Source organism: Pseudomonas oryzihabitans, from assembly GCF_032027545.1.
Taxonomy (GTDB): Bacteria; Pseudomonadota; Gammaproteobacteria; order Pseudomonadales; family Pseudomonadaceae; genus Chryseomonas; species Chryseomonas oryzihabitans_F.
Map to the genome: position 1 here is coordinate 24,960 of NZ_JAVSJB010000016.1, position 15,462 is coordinate 40,421.

A 15,462-nucleotide genomic window follows, 5' to 3' on the forward strand; every position below is an offset into this window, starting at 1 on the left:
CTGCCCTAGCGCTTCGGCAGGCACCACCCTGGCATCGAGGACCCCATGATTCCACTGACAGAACTGCTCGCCCAGGTTCCCCAGCGCGGCGCGGTCCGCTGGATCGGCGTAAGACCCGCCGGCCGGGCGCCGATGGTCGAGATCGACGCCGTGGAAGCGCGCCGGGACGCCGGCCTGACCGGCGATCACGCTCGTCCCAGCCCCCGCAACCAGCGCCAGGTCACCCTCATCCAGTGGGAGCATCTGCCGGTGGTCGCGGCCTTGATCGGCAGGCCGATCGCACCGGCCGATCTCCGGCGCAACCTGGCCATCGCCGGGATCAATCTCTTCAGCCTGAAGAATCGCCGCTTCCGCATCGGCCAGGCCGTGCTGGAAACCACCGGCTGGTGCCAACCCTGCGCCCGCCTGGAAGAACGCCTGGGGGCCGGCACCTTCCAGGCCATGCGCGGCCACGGCGGTCTTACCGCCCGGGTGCTGGAGAGTGGCATCATCCGCCTGGACGATGTCGTCGAGGTACTGGATTGACCCCAGTGTGGTGCTTCAGAAGTTACCTACACAATTTTGGCGGCGCTTTTTGTCCGCAGCGGCGGACCGCCCTGAACGTCGTTGCCACTCCTCGCCATAGCCCTGCTATGACTCGTCCCGGCGCCTAGCCCATGAACAAAAATCACTCGCCAATTCTGGCGCGAACTTCTGAAACACCACACTAGTCTGCCGAGGGTCGAATGCCTACCTCAGCCCGGTTAAACTAACGTTACCTTTCGTCGTCATGCAGCGGCACCCCTGGCCAGATGCCCAGCCCTTCTCTTGAAAATCGCCGCTTCTCGCCCAAGGTGCAGGGAATAGGCCCTGACTTAGGGGCGTGCCCTGCGCCTCGACGATCCCCCATTCCGGTCGACCCGGGACTGCGCCCGCTTGCGGCGACGCGCCCGGCTCGCCCACCCGCTTTCCTTCTCTACGAGTGCAACCCATGACCCATCGCATCGTTATCGTCGGCGGCGGCGCCGGCGGCCTGGAGTTGGCCACCCGCCTGGGCCGTAGCCTGGGCAAGCGTGGCCAGGCCAAGATCGTGCTGATCGACGCCAATGCCACCCACATCTGGAAGCCCCTGCTGCACGAGGTCGCTGCCGGCTCGCTCAACTCCACCGACGACGAGCTGAGCTACGTGGCCCAGGCCAAGTGGAATCACTTCGACTTCCAACTGGGCCGCATGACCGGCCTGGATCGCGAGCGCCGCAAGGTCCAACTGGCGGCCATCGAGGACGATGGCGCCATCCTGGTGCCCGAGCGGGAGATCGGCTACGACTCCCTGGTGCTGGCCATCGGCAGCACCACCAACGACTTCGGCACGCCGGGCGCGGCGGATCACTGCATCTTCCTCGACACCCGGGCCCAGGCCGAGCGTTTCCACCGCAAGCTGCTGACCCACTACCTGCGCGCCCATGTCAGCGAACAGCCGGGCGAATTCATCGAGGTAGCCATCGTCGGCGCCGGGGCCACGGGCGTGGAGCTGGCCGCCGAACTGCGCAACGCCGCCGAGGAGCTGCAGGCCTATGGCCTGGACCGCATTCGCCCGGAAGACCTGCGCATCACCGTGGTCGAGGCCGGCCCCCGCATCCTCCCGGCTCTGCCCGAGCGCATCGCCGGCCAGGCGCAACGCACCCTGGAAAAGCTCGGCGTGCGGGTCCTCACCGGCTCGGCGGTCAAGGAGGTCCGTGCCGACGGCTTGCAGACCGCCAGCGAATTCGTCCCCGCCAGCCTCAAGGTCTGGGCGGCCGGTATCCGCGCCCCGGCCTTCCTCAAGGACCTGGCCGGCCTGGAAAGCAACCGCATCAACCAGCTGGTGGTCAATTCGACGCTGCAGACCACCCGTGACCCGAACGTCTTCGCCCTGGGCGACTGCGCCGCCTGCCCCCTGACGCCAGGCGACACCCGTACCGTACCACCCCGCGCCCAGTCCGCGCACCAGCAGGCCTCCCTACTGGTCAAGACCTTCAAGGCGCGCCTGGAAGGCAAGCCGCTGCCCGAGTACGTCTACAAGGACTACGGCTCGTTGATCTCGCTGTCGCGCTTCAGCGCGGTCGGTAACCTCATGGGTGGTGCCCTGGGCAGCCTGACCCTGGAAGGCTGGCTGGCACGGACCTTCTATGTGTCCCTCTACCGCATGCACCAGGTCGCGCTATACGGCCCGCTGCGCGCCCTGGCGCTGTTCGCTGGCGATCACCTGAGACGCAAGACCGAGCCACGCCTCAAGCTGCACTGAGTCCGTGTCGCTCGGGTACAAGAACGACCCGCAGGGACTTGGCCCCGGCGCAACCTACCGCCTGGCGTGTGACCGCCAGGAACGGTAGGCCCAAAAAAGCCGTCCCTTGGGACGGCTTTTTCATTCCCGCACCGCCTCAGGACGACTGGCCACGCAGGTTGCCGATCACCGAGGTCATGGCCCGGTCGAACAGCAGCGCATCGTCAAGCAACCGTACCCGGCCTTCCTGATAATCCAGGGCCAGCTCATCGCGCGTACGATCCAGTACCTTCATGCCGGTGCGATTCACGAACACCAGCCGGCCCATGGGACGAATGACCGCGGCCAGCTTGCAGCGCAGCTTCTGGTCCTCGTCCTGGATCTCGAGCCAGGCACCGACCGACAGGCTATCCACCCAATCCAGGGATTCGTCCGTCAAACCCGCGATGCGCTCGGCGGCCCTCGGCAATTCGAAGGGTGCGTCGACGACGACGCTGGCCGACGGCACGCTCGGTGCCGCGACGCTGGCCCCCTCCACCACGTCGGTGCGGGTCTGCTGGAAGGTCTGCACGTGCAGCGATTCCAGTTCGGTGAAGAATTCCGAGGTGGAGAAGGGATCGAAGGCTGCACTCGCCAGGCCTTCACGCAGGGCCTTGAGCAAGCCAGGCACCATCTCCAGCAGACGCTGGCGCGAGGCCACGTCGTGGTGCGGCTGGATGCTCCAGATCAGATCGTCCATGGTCTGGAGCGCCGCGCGCCATTCGCTGGATTCGTAGCCCTGCTTCAGGCACGTCAACAGCAATACCTGGCTCCAGGCTTCGCGCAGCACCCGCTGCACGGCCGCCGGCAGCGAGTGCTCCTGCAGACGCAGGCTGAGTACATGTTCCACCTGCAGCCGGGCGATCTCGGCCCGGGCCCGCCCCTCTTCGGCGTCGCGGGTGCGCTGTTCGAGCAGTTCGCTACGGCGCTGCTCGTCGCTGACGTAGGCCATGAAGTCGGCCAGCAGCTCGGCGAAGATCTCCGGGTCGTCGACGAAATCGGTGAGCAGCCGCTGCACGATTTGCTCGATCTTCTGGTACAGCCCGTCACGCTGCAGATCGCTCTGCTCGCCCCAGCCGAGGGAGGCCGCCGCGATCTCATTCAGCAGACGCCGTGCCGGATGGCTGCCACGACTGAAGAAGGTCTTGTCGAGTACCGCGACCTTGAGCATGGGAATCTGCAGGCGTGCGATCAGTGCCTTGAGCGAGTCCGGCAGGGTGAGGTCGTCGAGAATGAATTCGAAGAGCATCCCCACCAGGTTGATGACGTCTTCGTCGACCTGCCCCACCACGCGCTTTCGGCCGGAGCGCTCGCTGATGCGACCTAGCGCCGTGTCCAGTTGCGCCCGCAGGTCGTAGCCGTCCAGGGACTCACCGGAAATCTGCTGCTGCAAGTGGGACAGCAGGCGCATCAGGTCGTAGCTGGTGATCGCCTGGTCGGCTCCGGCCGCCAGGATCTCGCCGCTGCCGCTGGAGCCGCCCCCCATGGACGCGGAAGCAGGCGTGCGCAATTGGGCCAGCAGGCTCTGCAAGGTACCGAAGAGTTCCTGACCATCGTCTTCGCTGTTGACGTGGGCCGGGGTACGACCGCTGTAGCCCTTGGCGCTGCGCCCCGGCACCTGCTGGGGAATGGCCTTGAGCTGGGGCAGCACGCCTGCCTCCACCAGTTGCCGATTGGATTCCGCGTACAGCTGGCCGAGTCCGTTGAGCACGAAGCGCTCGAACAGCTTGTAGATGATCAGCTTGACCTTGATGTCGGTATCGAGGTCCCGACAGGCTTCGACGAAGGCCTCGCACAGGCGCCGCGGGCCCAGGGGATGGGTCGCGTCGTCGAGCTTGCTCGACAGCTGGGCGTTGAATCTGATGGTCAGATGGCTGATGGCCATGGCGTTGTTGCTCAGCGCCTTGGCCACCATGGTGTCCACCGCCACGCTCTCTTCGAGGGCATCGTTCTGCACCAGGCTCAGGTCTTCGTAGGACACGCTGTCGAGGCGTATCTCCGGCTTGCCGCTGACCAGATTGTTGAGGGCGGCGAAGCGCTCGAAGTACTGCTGGAGAAAACTGCGTTCGATGCTCTTGCGTCTCAGACGCAGGTCACGCATCGCCTCGAAGTAGAGGCTTTGTTCCTGGTTGCTGCCGGCACGATCGGCCATCTCGAACAGGGCATCGTCGGCATTGTCGAAGAGCTGCTGCAAGGAAGCATTGAGTCGCTGAGCGGCGCGATCTCTGACCGGCAAAAGTACTGCGGGCAATCGGGAAGAGGACTCCCCGAGCGCCTTGAAATGAACCACATTTACGTCGTTCTGCACCACCGCCTCCCACAACCGTTCTTGCGTTCGGCTGAATCGCGTTCCACTACAGGAGCATTGAACAACGTTGGCCGCCCTGGCCGCGAGGTGAAACGTTGTCGATGTGCCATTATTTGCTCAGCTAAGGCATCGACCAATCGGCATCTGCACAGTACATGACAGGGTTCACAAGGCACCTGTCAGACGACGCCTACCCTTCGAATGATTCAACGTTGTCTATCTCAGATCGTCAACGTCCCCTAAAGTTGCCCGTCCGCCCCACTGCGGCCCCTCATCGGAGTACTTTCATGTCCAGCGCTATCCTGCCCGACCTCGCCCAGGTCGTCACCGAAAACGTCGCCGCTGCCTTGCGCGAAGACATCGGCAGCGGCGATCTCACGGCGGGTCTGATCCCCGAGCGGCAGAGCGCGCGCGCGCGGATCATCACCCGCGAGGCGGCGGTCGTGGCGGGAACGGCCTGGGTCGACGAAGTCTTCCACGTGCTGGACCCCCGCGTCGAGGTCAGTTGGCAGGTACGCGACGGCGACCGGGTCGCGCCCGATCAGGTCCTGTTCGAACTCCAAGGCCCGGCTCGCGCCCTGCTCACCGGCGAACGCAGCGCCCTCAATTTCCTGCAGTTGCTGTCCGGCACCGCCACTCGCTGCCGGCACTACGCGGATCTGGTGCAGGACACCGCCGTGAAGCTGCTGGATACCCGCAAGACCCTGCCCGGCCTGCGCCGCGCCCAGAAATACGCGGTCACCTGCGGCGGTTGCCACAATCATCGAATCGGCCTGTTCGACGCCTTCCTGATCAAGGAAAACCACATCGCGGCCTGCGGCGGCATCGACCAGGCAGTGGCGACCGCCCGCCAGCTCGCGCCCGGTCGCCCGGTGGAAGTGGAGGTGGAAGATCTCGGTGAACTGGAACAGGCCCTGGCCGCGGGTGCGGACATCGTCATGCTCGACGAGCTGAGCCTTGCGGACATGCGCACCGCCGTCGCCCTCACCGCCGGCCGGGCCAAGCTGGAGGCCTCCGGCGGGGTCAACGAGGCCAGCCTGCTGGGCATCGCCCAGACCGGGGTCGACTACATTTCCATCGGTACCCTGACCAAGGACGTCAAGGCCATCGACCTGTCGATGCGCATCCTCGGCCAGTAGGCAAAGTGCCACGCGGCGGCTAGACTCGGCAGCCGCGCCCCCGGCGCGTCCACCCTGGAGAGCCGTTCGAAGGGCTCTCCCCCCTCGCGACACTCGAACAAGATCGAACCCGTGACCAAAGATCAACTTCGCGCTGAACTGGAACGCCAGGCCCAGCGCTATCAGGATGTCTACGGTGGCGAAATCGTCACCTACGCTGCACAACCCAAGCCCGATCGCAAACCCTGGAAGAAGCGTCCTACCGTACAGGACGAGGTGTTCGCCTCGGAAGTCCGCAAGATCGCCGATCTCAAGGCCAAGACCGTCGCCGACAACGGGCTTCAGGACGACTGAGTCGTGTCCGCGTCATCGGCGGCCGGATCGGCCGCTTCCGCCTGCAAGCGGCGCCACAAGGCCGCAGCCGCGCTGAAGTCAGCGCCCAGGTGCTCGTCTGCGGCCTGCAGGTCGTAGCGGGCCAGGCAACCCTCGCCCAGCCGCGGCGGCGCCTCGGCCGTGCCGGGTGCCGCCCTAGAGGATTCCTGGTCAGTCGAAGATGACGGTCTTGTTGCCATGCACCATGACCCGGTCTTGCAGGTGATATCTCAGACCGCGGGACAGCGCCATCTTCTCCACGTCCTTGCCCAGGCGAACCATGTCCTCGACATTGTCCCTGTGGCTGACGCGCACCACGTCCTGCTCGATGATTGGACCGGCGTCCAGTTCCTCGGTCACGTAGTGACAGGTGGCGCCGATCAGCTTCACGCCCCGCTGCGCCGCCTGGTGATAAGGCTTGGCGCCGACGAAGGACGGCAGGAAGCTGTGGTGGATGTTGATCACCTGGTGGGCATAGCGCTGGCACAGCTCGGGCGGCAGGATCTGCATGTAGCGCGCGAGCACCACGGTGTCCGCCTGGTGCAGGTCGATCAACCGCGAGACCTCGTCGAAGGCCGGCTGCTTGTCGCTGGGGTCGACCGGCACATGGAAGAACGGTATGCCATGCCACTCGACCATGCTGCGCAGGGTGTCGTGGTTGGAGATGACGCAGGGGATCTCGCAGTCTAGCTCGCCGCTGTGCCAGCGATGCAGCAGATCCGCCAGGCAATGGGATTCGCGACTGGCCATGAGCACCACGCGCTGGCGCTGGGCCGAGTCGGTGATGCGCCACTGCATGGAGAACTCCCGGGCGATGGGCGCGAAGGCTTGCCGGAAGCCTGCCAGATCGAACGGCAGGGAATCGGCGCGGATTTCGTGGCGCATGAAGAACCAGCCACTTTCCGTATCCGAATGATGACTCGCTTCGGTAATCCAGCCGTTATAGGTCGCCAGGAAGTTGCTGACCTTGGCAACGATACCTACCCCGTCCGGACAGGCGATCACCAGACGAAACGTTTGCATAGGAAAACCTCGCGCGAAAAGGGGCTGCATTCTAGGCGCAGTCGCCAGCAGCGTCGAGCGGCGCAACGGTGATCCCACTGGGCTCGCGGCACGGCGAATAGGCGGGATCGCACAACTATCGAGGCACAAGTTTCCGGCGCCACCACTGGAGTTTAACAGTCGGGGGCACATCCCTTTTTTCAAGTCTTTCCGCGACGTGAGTATTAAATATTGAACGTCTTTCGCGGCCTGTTTACTTATCTCAATAGCCAATCTATGATTGGACCACTTTTCTTTTTTGCACCACCACCAAGCAAAGGCCAATCATGTCGCTTATCAACGAATATCGTCAGACCGAAGAAGCCATCAAGGAACTGCAGGAGCGTCTGAAGTCCCTGCAAGAGGACGACAAGCTGCAGAAGGAACTGGAGTTCGAAAAGAAACTCCGTTCGTTGATGGGCGAATATCAAAAGTCCCTGCGTGACATCATCGGCATTCTCGATGCCGAAGCCAAACCGACGCGCCAAGCTCGCACCAACAAGAGCAATGCCTCCGGCACTCCCAAGCGCGCGCGCAAGGTCAAGCAATACAAGAACCCGCACAACGGCGAAGTGATCGAAACCAAGGGCGGCAATCACAAGACGCTCAAAGAGTGGAAGGCCAAGTGGGGCTCCGACGACGTGGAGTCCTGGGCTACTCTCCTGGATTGATCGAAAAACGCCGGCTTGCCGGCGTTTTTTTGCCCTGTGCAGCCTGCCAGGGTGGCTGAGACCCTGCGCCAGCCACTGCACCCTGACTCCACCACGCACCTTAGTGCCGGCTGTTACCGACCCTGGCAGCGACAGCCGCTCTTCAATGCCCTCTAGACTCGGTTGAAATCGGCATATGATCCACGCCTATTTCCACCCGCGCTACGCCAACTGAAACTCAAGACTTCGCCCAGAAGTGGACAAGCGCGACTTCATGTCGCATCGTCGATACTTTCATCCAGGCGAGCGACCAGGGTGCGAACATGATCGGTCCAGGCATCGAGTACCGCTAATTGATCGGCGGACGCCTCGCGACGAAACTCCTCGGTCAGCGCGAGGAATTGACCACAGGTCAGCTGTCCCTCCGCCTCCCCCCTGAGTAATCGCTGACGGCAGAACTGCCGCCAAAGTGCAGCCTCCTGTGCGGTCAGCCATTCCGGGAAGTTGCGCGCCCGGTAACGAAAGAACAGTTCCGGGTGTCGGTCGTCACGAAAGGACCAAGTTCGTTCGCCAAGTTCCGCGGGGGGACACTGGCGAAGTTGATCGCACAGTTGCCGTTCTTCGGCATCGATGAAGCCGTCGTAAAGTCTCAATTCAGCGTCCAGCGTTTCCGTCTGGATGGTAGGTGCGGCATAGATCCGCGGCAGCTTGGGACGCCAGACTTCGCTCCGGTCGAGGATCTGTCGTACCGTCCGCCACACCGCAGCCGTATCGAACTGCAGCCGCTCCTGATCCTCCGGGCGCAGGACGCTGAACGGCGCCAGGATCGGGCACTTGTTGATCTGCACCAACTTGAGCGGCACCGGCAGCTCGTCCGCGGCCAGGGCGTCGCGGCGGGTGTAGAGTCGCTGGCGCAGGGCCTCGGCATCCAGCTCGAACAGCGGGTCCGGCGCTGCCGCGAGATCGCAGACGATCAGGGCATTGCGGTTCACCGGATGCCAGGCCAGCGGCAGGACGGGAGCGAGGAAGTGACGTTCGGCACTGAAACGACCGGAGACGTGCAGCACGGGCTCGAGCAGGCGTATCCGCGCCTGCGCCGCCTTCTTCTGCCGCAGCGACCAGAGATAGTCGTAGAGCCGTGGCTGGCGCTGCCTGACCAGACGCGCCAGGGCCAGGGTCGCCCGGACATCCGCCAGGGCATCGTGGGCCTGGGCGTGATCGATGCCATTGGCCAGGGTCAGGCGATCCAGGCGCAGGGACACGCGGTCATTCTCCTGCGGCCAGTTCAGGCTTTCCGGGCGAAAGGCATAGAGTGCCCGGATCAGCCCGAGCACATCCCAGCGACTGTTGCCCTGCTGCCACTCCCGGCCATAGGGATCGTGGAAGTTGCGATAGAGGCTGTGACGCAGCATCTCGTCATCGAAACGCAGATTGTTGTAGCCGACCGTGCAGGTCTGCGGCCGGGCGAGTTCGGCATGCAGGCGCTGGATGAAGTCCCGCTCGCGCAGCCCCAGCCGCTGCAGGGTTTCCGGCAGGATACCGGTGACCAGACAGGCCGCCGGATGCGGCAGGACATCCTCGCTCAAGCGGCAATGCAGATTGAGCGGCTCGCCGATCTCAGTGAGGTCCAGATCGGTACGCACCCCGGCGACTTGCAGCGGGCGATCCCGGCGAGGATCGATGCCAGTGGTCTCGAAGTCGTACCAGAAAATGCTCTGCGTCACACTACCCTCCCCCAGGTTGTGTACGAAAAGTCGCCGAGCGAAGGTCAGGCGAGGCGAAAAAGGCTGAGGAAGCGGAGTTTACGAGCGGTAAATGAGCATTCCGAAGCCTTTTTCAACGAAGCATCACCAAGCGCAGGCATTTTTCGTACAGAACCTAGAATCGGCGCAGTCTAGCATCGCCTATCGCCTTGCCCGGGATCACCCGCACCCGCTAGGCTCTGGTCCTTGTTTCCAGGCGTAGCTTTTCCTGCATGCGTTCAGTCGATCGGCTCTTCCCTCGCGCCTGGTGTCGCCTCGCCGGCCAGCGCCTGGGCGCCTGGCTCCTCGCCCTGATGCTACCCCTCACCTGCCTGGCCCAGTCGGAGCCGCTGTCCTGCCCCTTGCCGCCCCAAGCCGACAGCGGACCGGCCAGCCTGCGGCTGACTCACCAAGGGCTCGATAGCCAGGCAGCCCGCCAGATCGCCGCTCAGCTGTCCGCGACAACCTCTCGCAACCCTGAGTCCCAGGCGCTGGCCGCTGCCTTCCTGCAGCACTTCGGCGGCCCGGTGACGCGCTTCTCCGCCGAGCGCCTCGACGAGCTGCCGGCCCAGGGCATGCGGCTCTGGCTGGCCGGCAACCCACAGCTTCAGGAGCAACAGGCCCAGGACCTGCTGGACTGGGTGGCAGCCGGTGGCCATCTCGTGGCGGTCGCGGACGACAGCACCCTGGCCCTGAGCGCCACCCTGGGCGTGCGACCGATGCCGACCCGTGAACTGGGCGGGGCCGTGCAACCCATCATGGCGCTACCGCTGTGGCCCAACCTGACCCAGCTCTATCTGGCCGAGGACGATGCTCCGGCCTACCTGGGCTTCGATGACAGCCGGCATCTGTTCGACGTCGGCGACCAGGCCACGGCCTGGGCCAGCAGTGCCAGCGCTACCCACATGCTGCTGCTGCCCTGGGGCGAAGGCAGCGTCACCCTGCTGTCGGACACCGAGCTCTGGAGCAACGCCCGGCTCGGCCAGTACGACAATGCCTGGCTGCTGTGGTACCTGACCCAGGGCGCGCCGGTCGCCCTCATCGCCCCGGCGCCGCCGGCCCCCCTCTGGCAAGAGGCGCTACAGCGCTTCGGCCTGGCCCTTGCCCTGTTGCTGGCGACCCTGATCGCCTGGCGGTGGCGACGCCGTCTCGAGGGGGTGGCCCAGCCCGCTCGACCGCCGGAGCCCTGGCCGGACCTGATCGCTACCTTGCAACGCGATATCCAGCGCCAACTGCAGCGCCGCCGTCCCGAACTGGCCGACCAGGGCGTGGCCGAGCGCTGGCAATACCTGGCCCGCCTGAGCGGCCTGCCCACCCGCGCGGTGGGTGAAGCCATGCGCCCCTGTCCGGCCCGGCCCGGCAGTCGCGAGATCACCCTGCGCGTCATGCAACTGCGCCAACTGCGGCTGGCCTTGCGCTCCCAACCTCCGAGGACTCCCAATGACCGATAGCTCCCCTCCCGAAGGAACCATGGCGGACACTGGCGAGACCAGCGTCAAGGCCCGAGCCCTGGCGCGGCTGCAGGTGTTGCGGCAAGCGCTGCTCAAGGTGCTGCCGCAACAGGAGCTCGCGGTGAACGGACTGCTGGCCACCCTACTGGCCGGCGGCCACCTGCTGCTCGAAGGACCGCCCGGGGCCGGCAAGACGCTCCTGGTCCGCGCCCTCGCCGCCAGTCTGGAAACCAGTTTCGGCCGCCTGCACGGCCATGCGGGACAGACCGTGGCCGAGGTGGCCGGCGAGATCGTCGTGGAGGCAGGCGCCGAGAGTGCCCGTCTCCGACGCGGACCACTGTTCCATCAGTTGCTGCTGATCAAGGACCTGCACCGCGCGCCGGCCGTCGTCCAGAATCTGCTGACCGAGGCGCTGCAGGCGCGCCAGCTGATCCTGGAAGGACGCAGCGTCCCCCTGCCCACCCCCTTCATGGTGATCGCCACCCGCAGCCCAGGCAGCGACCTGCCCCTGGCAGTGCGTGATCGCTTCCTCGCCCAGTTGCGCCTGGACTGGCCGGCGGAGGCTCAGGAGCTCTCAGCCCTGCGCCAGGCGGTGCAACAAGGGTATGCCGATCCGCTGGAAGCCGCAGCCCTGCGCCCGCTGCTACAGGCCAAGGATCTACCGCCGCTGCAACGCCTGGTCGCCAGCCTGCCGGTGGCCGAACCGGTGCTGGAGTTCGCTCTGCGCCTGATCCGCCTGACCCGCGACTGGCCCGCCTTCGAACAGGGGGCGGGTCCCCGGGCGGCCCAGGCACTGCTCCGCCTCGCCCAGGCACTGGCCTTCCTCAGGGGCGGCGACAGCGTTACCGCCGAGGACATACGTCAGGCGCTACCCGGGGTCCTGCGTCCGCGCGTTCGCCTGACTCCGGAGCGGGAGTTCGAGGGCGACAGCCTCGATGGGCAGATCCTCAAGTTGCTGGGACAGTGTCCGGCGCCACGCCCGTGAGGCCGAGTCGCCGCCTACTGCTCGTACTGGCGAGCCTGGCACTCGTCAGCCTGGTGCTGGGCCTGGCCCTGCCACCGCGCTGGCAAGCCCTGCCCGCGGCCGGCGCGATCCTGCTCCTGGCCCTGGCCGCGCTGGAACGCTGGCATCCCCGTTGGCGCCGGACAGGACTCTGGCAACAGCCTCCTGCGCTATTCATCGCCGCTCGTGCCCGGCAACGTCCACACACCCTGCATCTGCTGATCGACAGCCGTGCGCCGGCGGGTCGCAGCGCCTGGCAGCAGGATCATGACCAGGCTCTGGACTTCGCCAGGCGCGTCGCCGCCAGCGGCAACGCCGTCCGCGTCTATGGCCTCGATCCCGGCCTGCGCCTCCTCGCCGCCACCGCCCCCGGACGCACTCCGCCCCTGTCCCCGCCCCTTGCGTTGCAGCCCGGTAGGGGCGGCGAGTTCAAGGCGGGCCTGGCGCAGCTATGCCGTCAGGTCGGTCCGGGTGGCTTGATCGTGGTGGTGGCGCCGCTGGCGGAAGAGAGCCTGGAAGGACTCGCGCGCCTGGAAGTCGCTCGACGCGGCCTGACGCTCTGGCTGGTCGGTACCCTGCCACGCGGCCCGCTGGAGCCGAGGCAGCTACGCGGGCCGCGCACGGCCAGGGCCTACGCCGAGGCCTGGAAAACGCAGATTCACCAGGAACGCCTGGCCTTGCGCCTGGCGCGACTGGGCATCACCTGGTTGCCAGCGAGCGGCGAGGCAAGTCTGCAGACGCGCCTGCTGTCGCTGTGGGAGGCGGCCGACGAGGGTCAGACCGCTGATTGGGAAAGTCGACCGAAGGTGAAATAGTGCTGCAACACACCGATCAGCTCGGCGAACTCGGCCGGCGGCTCGGCGACGCTGAAGCCGGAATCGTAGTTGCCCGGCGTCACGTCTTCGTGGCTCCACTGGCAGCGGGCATCGAAGTCGATGAAGTGCAGTTGGCCATCCTGCCCGGGGATCTTCAGCCGCAGCTCGAAACGCGCATTCACCAGCATGGGCAATTGGCTGATCATCAACAGTCCCTCGCGGGAAATGTTGCCGATGTAGCCCATGGGCTTGTCGGTGAAGCGGTTGAACACCTTCAGGTAGTAGGGCAGCTGGTGGCGCTCGATACGACGATTCTGAGTCATGGTGCGTTCATCCTGCACACGGTAAAGCCACTTTACCGACAACGTCCTGGAAAGCTCAGCGCTGCGGTAGTTTTCGCACCGGTTGGGGCGTCGCGACGGCCGCTGTTCCATCTAGCCCCATTTGACGCAGGGTGTCCAGTCGCGCCTGGGCCCGGTAGGCATATTCACTGGCCGGATAGCGGGTCTGGATGAAGCGATAGGTCTGGGCGGCGTCGGCATAGAGTTGCTGCTGCTCCAGGCACTGGCCGCGCAGCATGGACATCTCCGGCTGCAGCCAGGGCCGGGCGCGACTCTTGCGCTCGGCCTGGGAGATCTGCAGCAGGGCGTTGTTGCAGTCGCCCTCGGAATAGGATTTGTAGGCGGCATCAAGATAGGAATTCATCGAGACGCTGGTGCAGCCGGTCAAGCCGAGCAGCAGGAACAGACAAAGATAAGGGCGCATGGAAATTCCTCCTGTCCGCTAGATCGGCGTATGGGCCCGCTTCTTGAGCAGAAACGACCATTGGTGTGACGAAGCTGCAGAAAGCCGTCATGTGCTGGCCACGCGACGGCGCTACAATGAGTCGCGCTCCGTGTTCTACGTCGACTCGGCGCTGAGGCGTCGACTCATGATTGCAATCCGCTAAAGGAAAGACTGCATGATTTATCGCCGTACCAAGATCGTCGCCACCCTAGGCCCGGCCAGCAATTCTCCGGAAGTCCTCGAGCAGCTCATCATCGCCGGCATCGACGTCGCCCGCCTGAACTTCTCGCATGGAACGCCCGACGAGCACCGGGCCCGTGGCCAGCTGGTACGGGAACTCGCCGCCAAGCACGGTCGCCATGTCGCCCTGCTCGGCGACCTCCAGGGTCCGAAGATCCGTATCGCCAAGTTCGTCAACAAACGCATCGAACTCAAGGTCGGCGATCCCTTCCGCCTGTCCATCGCCCATCCCCGCGCCGAGGGCACCGAGGAAGTGGTCGGCATCGACTACCCGGGCCTGATCGCCGACTGCCGCGTGGGCGACGAACTGCTGCTGGACGATGGCCGCGTGGTCCTGCGCGTGGAAGGCGTGACCGCCACCGAACTGCATTGCGTGACCCTGATCGGCGGGCCGCTGTCCGACCACAAGGGCATCAACCGTCGCGGTGGCGGCCTGACCGCACCGGCCCTGACCGACAAGGACCGCGAAGACATCAAGCTGGCCGCTTCCATGGAAGTCGACTACCTGGCGGTGTCCTTCCCCCGTGACGCCGAAGACATGAACGAAGCCCGGCGCCTGATGGAAGCCGCCGGTGGCAAGTCCTGGCTGGTGGCCAAGATCGAGCGCGCCGAGGCCGTGGCCGACGACGAAGCCCTGGATGGCCTGATCCTGGCCAGCGACGCCGTCATGGTGGCCCGTGGCGATCTCGGCGTGGAAATCGGCGATGCCGAGCTGGTGGGCATCCAGAAGCGCATCATTTCCCACGCCCGCCGTCTCAACAAGGCAGTGATCACCGCGACCCAGATGATGGAGTCGATGATCAGCAGCCCGATGCCGACCCGCGCGGAAGTCTCCGACGTGGCCAACGCCGTGCTGGACAACACCGATGCCGTGATGCTCTCCGCCGAGAGCGCCGCTGGCCAATACCCGGTGGAAGCGGTCAAGGCCATGGCGCGCGTCTGCGTCGGCGCCGAGAAGCAGCCCACCAGCAAGCTCTCCAGCCATCGCCTGGGCCAGACCTTCACCCGTTGGGACGAGAGTATCGCCCTGGCCTCGATCTACGTGGCCAACCACTTCCCCGGCGTGAAGGCCATCATCAGCCTGACCGACACTGGCTACACCCCGCTGATCATGTCGCGCCTGCGTTCCTCGGTGCCGATCTTCTCCTTCGCCTCCAGCCGCGCCACCCAGGCCCGCACCGCGCTGTTCCGCAACGTGCACACCATCCCCTTCGACCCGACCTCGATGCCAGCGAACAAGGTGAGCCAGGCGGCAGTGGACGAGCTGCTCAAGCGCGGCATCGTCGAGCACGGTGACTGGGTCATCCTGACCAAGGGCGACAGCTACACCAAGCGCGACGGCACCAACACCATGAAGATGTACCGCGTGGGCGACCTGCTGGTCTGACCCTCCCCGCGTCGACTGCGAACGACGTGGTAGAGAAAGCCCCGGCCAGGTGACTGGTCGGGGCTTTTTGATGGGTGCTGGCGATCTGGAGGATCAACGGCCGCCAAGCGCGAGATAGCCGAGGTGCAGCGCCGCGGCGCCCAGTACACCCAGGCTGCAGACCACCAGTAGGACCCGCTGCAGCGAGCGCAGCCGCCCTTCTCGCCGATCCAGCGCGGAGCGGGTACCGGCCAATGTCAGATTCACTATCGGTTGCTCGCGCATCGCC

16 protein-coding genes are annotated in these 15,462 nt (G+C 65.4%); 9 read left to right on the forward strand and 7 right to left on the reverse strand.

Features of this window, described 5'->3' with window-relative positions:
- The first annotated feature begins 45 nt into the window (after window positions 1-45).
- Together RND78_RS21060 and RND78_RS21065 are read left to right on the forward strand one after the other, a co-directional pair.
- On the forward strand, window positions 46-525 hold the full coding sequence (locus tag RND78_RS21060) for an MOSC domain-containing protein (protein ID WP_312731878.1): 480 nt from the start codon (window positions 46-48) through the stop codon (window positions 523-525).
- Window positions 526-970: 445 nt separating this feature from the next.
- Window positions 971-2,263 (forward strand): NAD(P)/FAD-dependent oxidoreductase, encoded by a 1,293-nt coding sequence (locus tag RND78_RS21065; RefSeq protein ID WP_312731879.1) that lies wholly within the window; start codon window positions 971-973, stop codon window positions 2,261-2,263.
- Between the two features lie 136 nt (window positions 2,264-2,399).
- On the opposite strand, the gene RND78_RS21070 is transcribed toward RND78_RS21065, so the two are convergent.
- Complete coding sequence (locus tag RND78_RS21070; protein ID WP_312731880.1) at window positions 2,400-4,589, reverse strand: DUF1631 domain-containing protein; 2,190 nt, start codon at window positions 4,587-4,589, stop codon at window positions 2,400-2,402.
- A gap of 287 nt (window positions 4,590-4,876) precedes the next feature.
- Here RND78_RS21070 and nadC point away from each other — a divergent pair, with 287 nt between their 5' ends.
- Both nadC and RND78_RS21080 read left to right on the forward strand, forming a co-directional pair.
- Complete coding sequence (gene nadC / locus RND78_RS21075; protein WP_312731882.1) at window positions 4,877-5,728, forward strand: carboxylating nicotinate-nucleotide diphosphorylase; 852 nt, start codon at window positions 4,877-4,879, stop codon at window positions 5,726-5,728.
- A gap of 111 nt (window positions 5,729-5,839) precedes the next feature.
- The gene (locus tag RND78_RS21080; RefSeq protein WP_312731883.1) at window positions 5,840-6,061 is read left to right on the forward strand and encodes a hypothetical protein; all 222 of its coding nucleotides are present in this window, start codon (window positions 5,840-5,842) and stop codon (window positions 6,059-6,061) included.
- Here the strand turns inward: RND78_RS21080 and RND78_RS21085 are convergent.
- Entirely contained in the window at window positions 6,049-6,279 is a 231-nt protein-coding gene (locus RND78_RS21085) for a hypothetical protein (protein ID WP_312731885.1), read from the reverse strand. The genes RND78_RS21080 and RND78_RS21085 overlap by 13 nt on opposite strands.
- The gene (gene purU / locus RND78_RS21090) at window positions 6,251-7,102 is read right to left on the reverse strand and encodes a formyltetrahydrofolate deformylase (protein WP_295468237.1); all 852 of its coding nucleotides are present in this window, start codon (window positions 7,100-7,102) and stop codon (window positions 6,251-6,253) included. The genes RND78_RS21085 and purU overlap by 29 nt, the downstream gene beginning before the upstream one ends.
- A 305-nt stretch (window positions 7,103-7,407) precedes the next feature.
- Between purU and mvaT the strand changes: the two genes are divergently transcribed.
- Window positions 7,408-7,791: a histone-like nucleoid-structuring protein MvaT gene (gene mvaT, locus RND78_RS21095; protein WP_312731887.1), complete on the forward strand. Its 384-nt coding sequence runs from the start codon at window positions 7,408-7,410 to the stop codon at window positions 7,789-7,791.
- A gap of 251 nt (window positions 7,792-8,042) precedes the next feature.
- Here mvaT and sbcB read toward each other — a convergent pair whose 3' ends face one another.
- On the reverse strand, window positions 8,043-9,494 hold the full coding sequence (gene sbcB / locus RND78_RS21100) for an exodeoxyribonuclease I (protein WP_312731888.1): 1,452 nt from the start codon (window positions 9,492-9,494) through the stop codon (window positions 8,043-8,045).
- Between the two features lie 251 nt (window positions 9,495-9,745).
- On the opposite strand from sbcB, the gene RND78_RS21105 reads away from it, so the two are divergent.
- The 3 genes from RND78_RS21105 to RND78_RS21115 are packed head-to-tail and all read left to right on the forward strand — an operon-like array spanning window position 9,746 to window position 12,781.
- Window positions 9,746-10,963: a DUF4350 domain-containing protein gene (locus RND78_RS21105; RefSeq protein ID WP_312731889.1), complete on the forward strand. Its 1,218-nt coding sequence runs from the start codon at window positions 9,746-9,748 to the stop codon at window positions 10,961-10,963.
- Window positions 10,953-11,948: a MoxR family ATPase gene (locus tag RND78_RS21110; RefSeq protein ID WP_312731890.1), complete on the forward strand. Its 996-nt coding sequence runs from the start codon at window positions 10,953-10,955 to the stop codon at window positions 11,946-11,948. Before RND78_RS21105 ends, RND78_RS21110 begins: the two co-directional genes overlap by 11 nt.
- Window positions 11,945-12,781 (forward strand): hypothetical protein, encoded by an 837-nt coding sequence (locus tag RND78_RS21115; protein ID WP_312731891.1) that lies wholly within the window; start codon window positions 11,945-11,947, stop codon window positions 12,779-12,781. The genes RND78_RS21110 and RND78_RS21115 overlap by 4 nt, the downstream gene beginning before the upstream one ends.
- Here the strand turns inward: RND78_RS21115 and RND78_RS21120 are convergent.
- Both RND78_RS21120 and RND78_RS21125 read right to left on the reverse strand, forming a co-directional pair.
- Window positions 12,742-13,104 (reverse strand): PilZ domain-containing protein, encoded by a 363-nt coding sequence (locus RND78_RS21120; protein WP_312731892.1) that lies wholly within the window; start codon window positions 13,102-13,104, stop codon window positions 12,742-12,744. The genes RND78_RS21115 and RND78_RS21120 overlap by 40 nt on opposite strands.
- Before the next feature lie 55 nt (window positions 13,105-13,159).
- The gene (locus RND78_RS21125) at window positions 13,160-13,546 is read right to left on the reverse strand and encodes a tetratricopeptide repeat protein (protein ID WP_059230281.1); all 387 of its coding nucleotides are present in this window, start codon (window positions 13,544-13,546) and stop codon (window positions 13,160-13,162) included.
- A gap of 196 nt (window positions 13,547-13,742) precedes the next feature.
- On the opposite strand from RND78_RS21125, the gene pyk reads away from it, so the two are divergent.
- Complete coding sequence (gene pyk / locus RND78_RS21130) at window positions 13,743-15,194, forward strand: pyruvate kinase (protein WP_312731893.1); 1,452 nt, start codon at window positions 13,743-13,745, stop codon at window positions 15,192-15,194.
- Window positions 15,195-15,287: 93 nt separating this feature from the next.
- Here the strand turns inward: pyk and RND78_RS21135 are convergent, their stop codons facing one another.
- Complete coding sequence (locus RND78_RS21135) at window positions 15,288-15,440, reverse strand: hypothetical protein (RefSeq protein ID WP_177339242.1); 153 nt, start codon at window positions 15,438-15,440, stop codon at window positions 15,288-15,290.
- Window positions 15,441-15,462 lie beyond the last annotated feature (22 nt).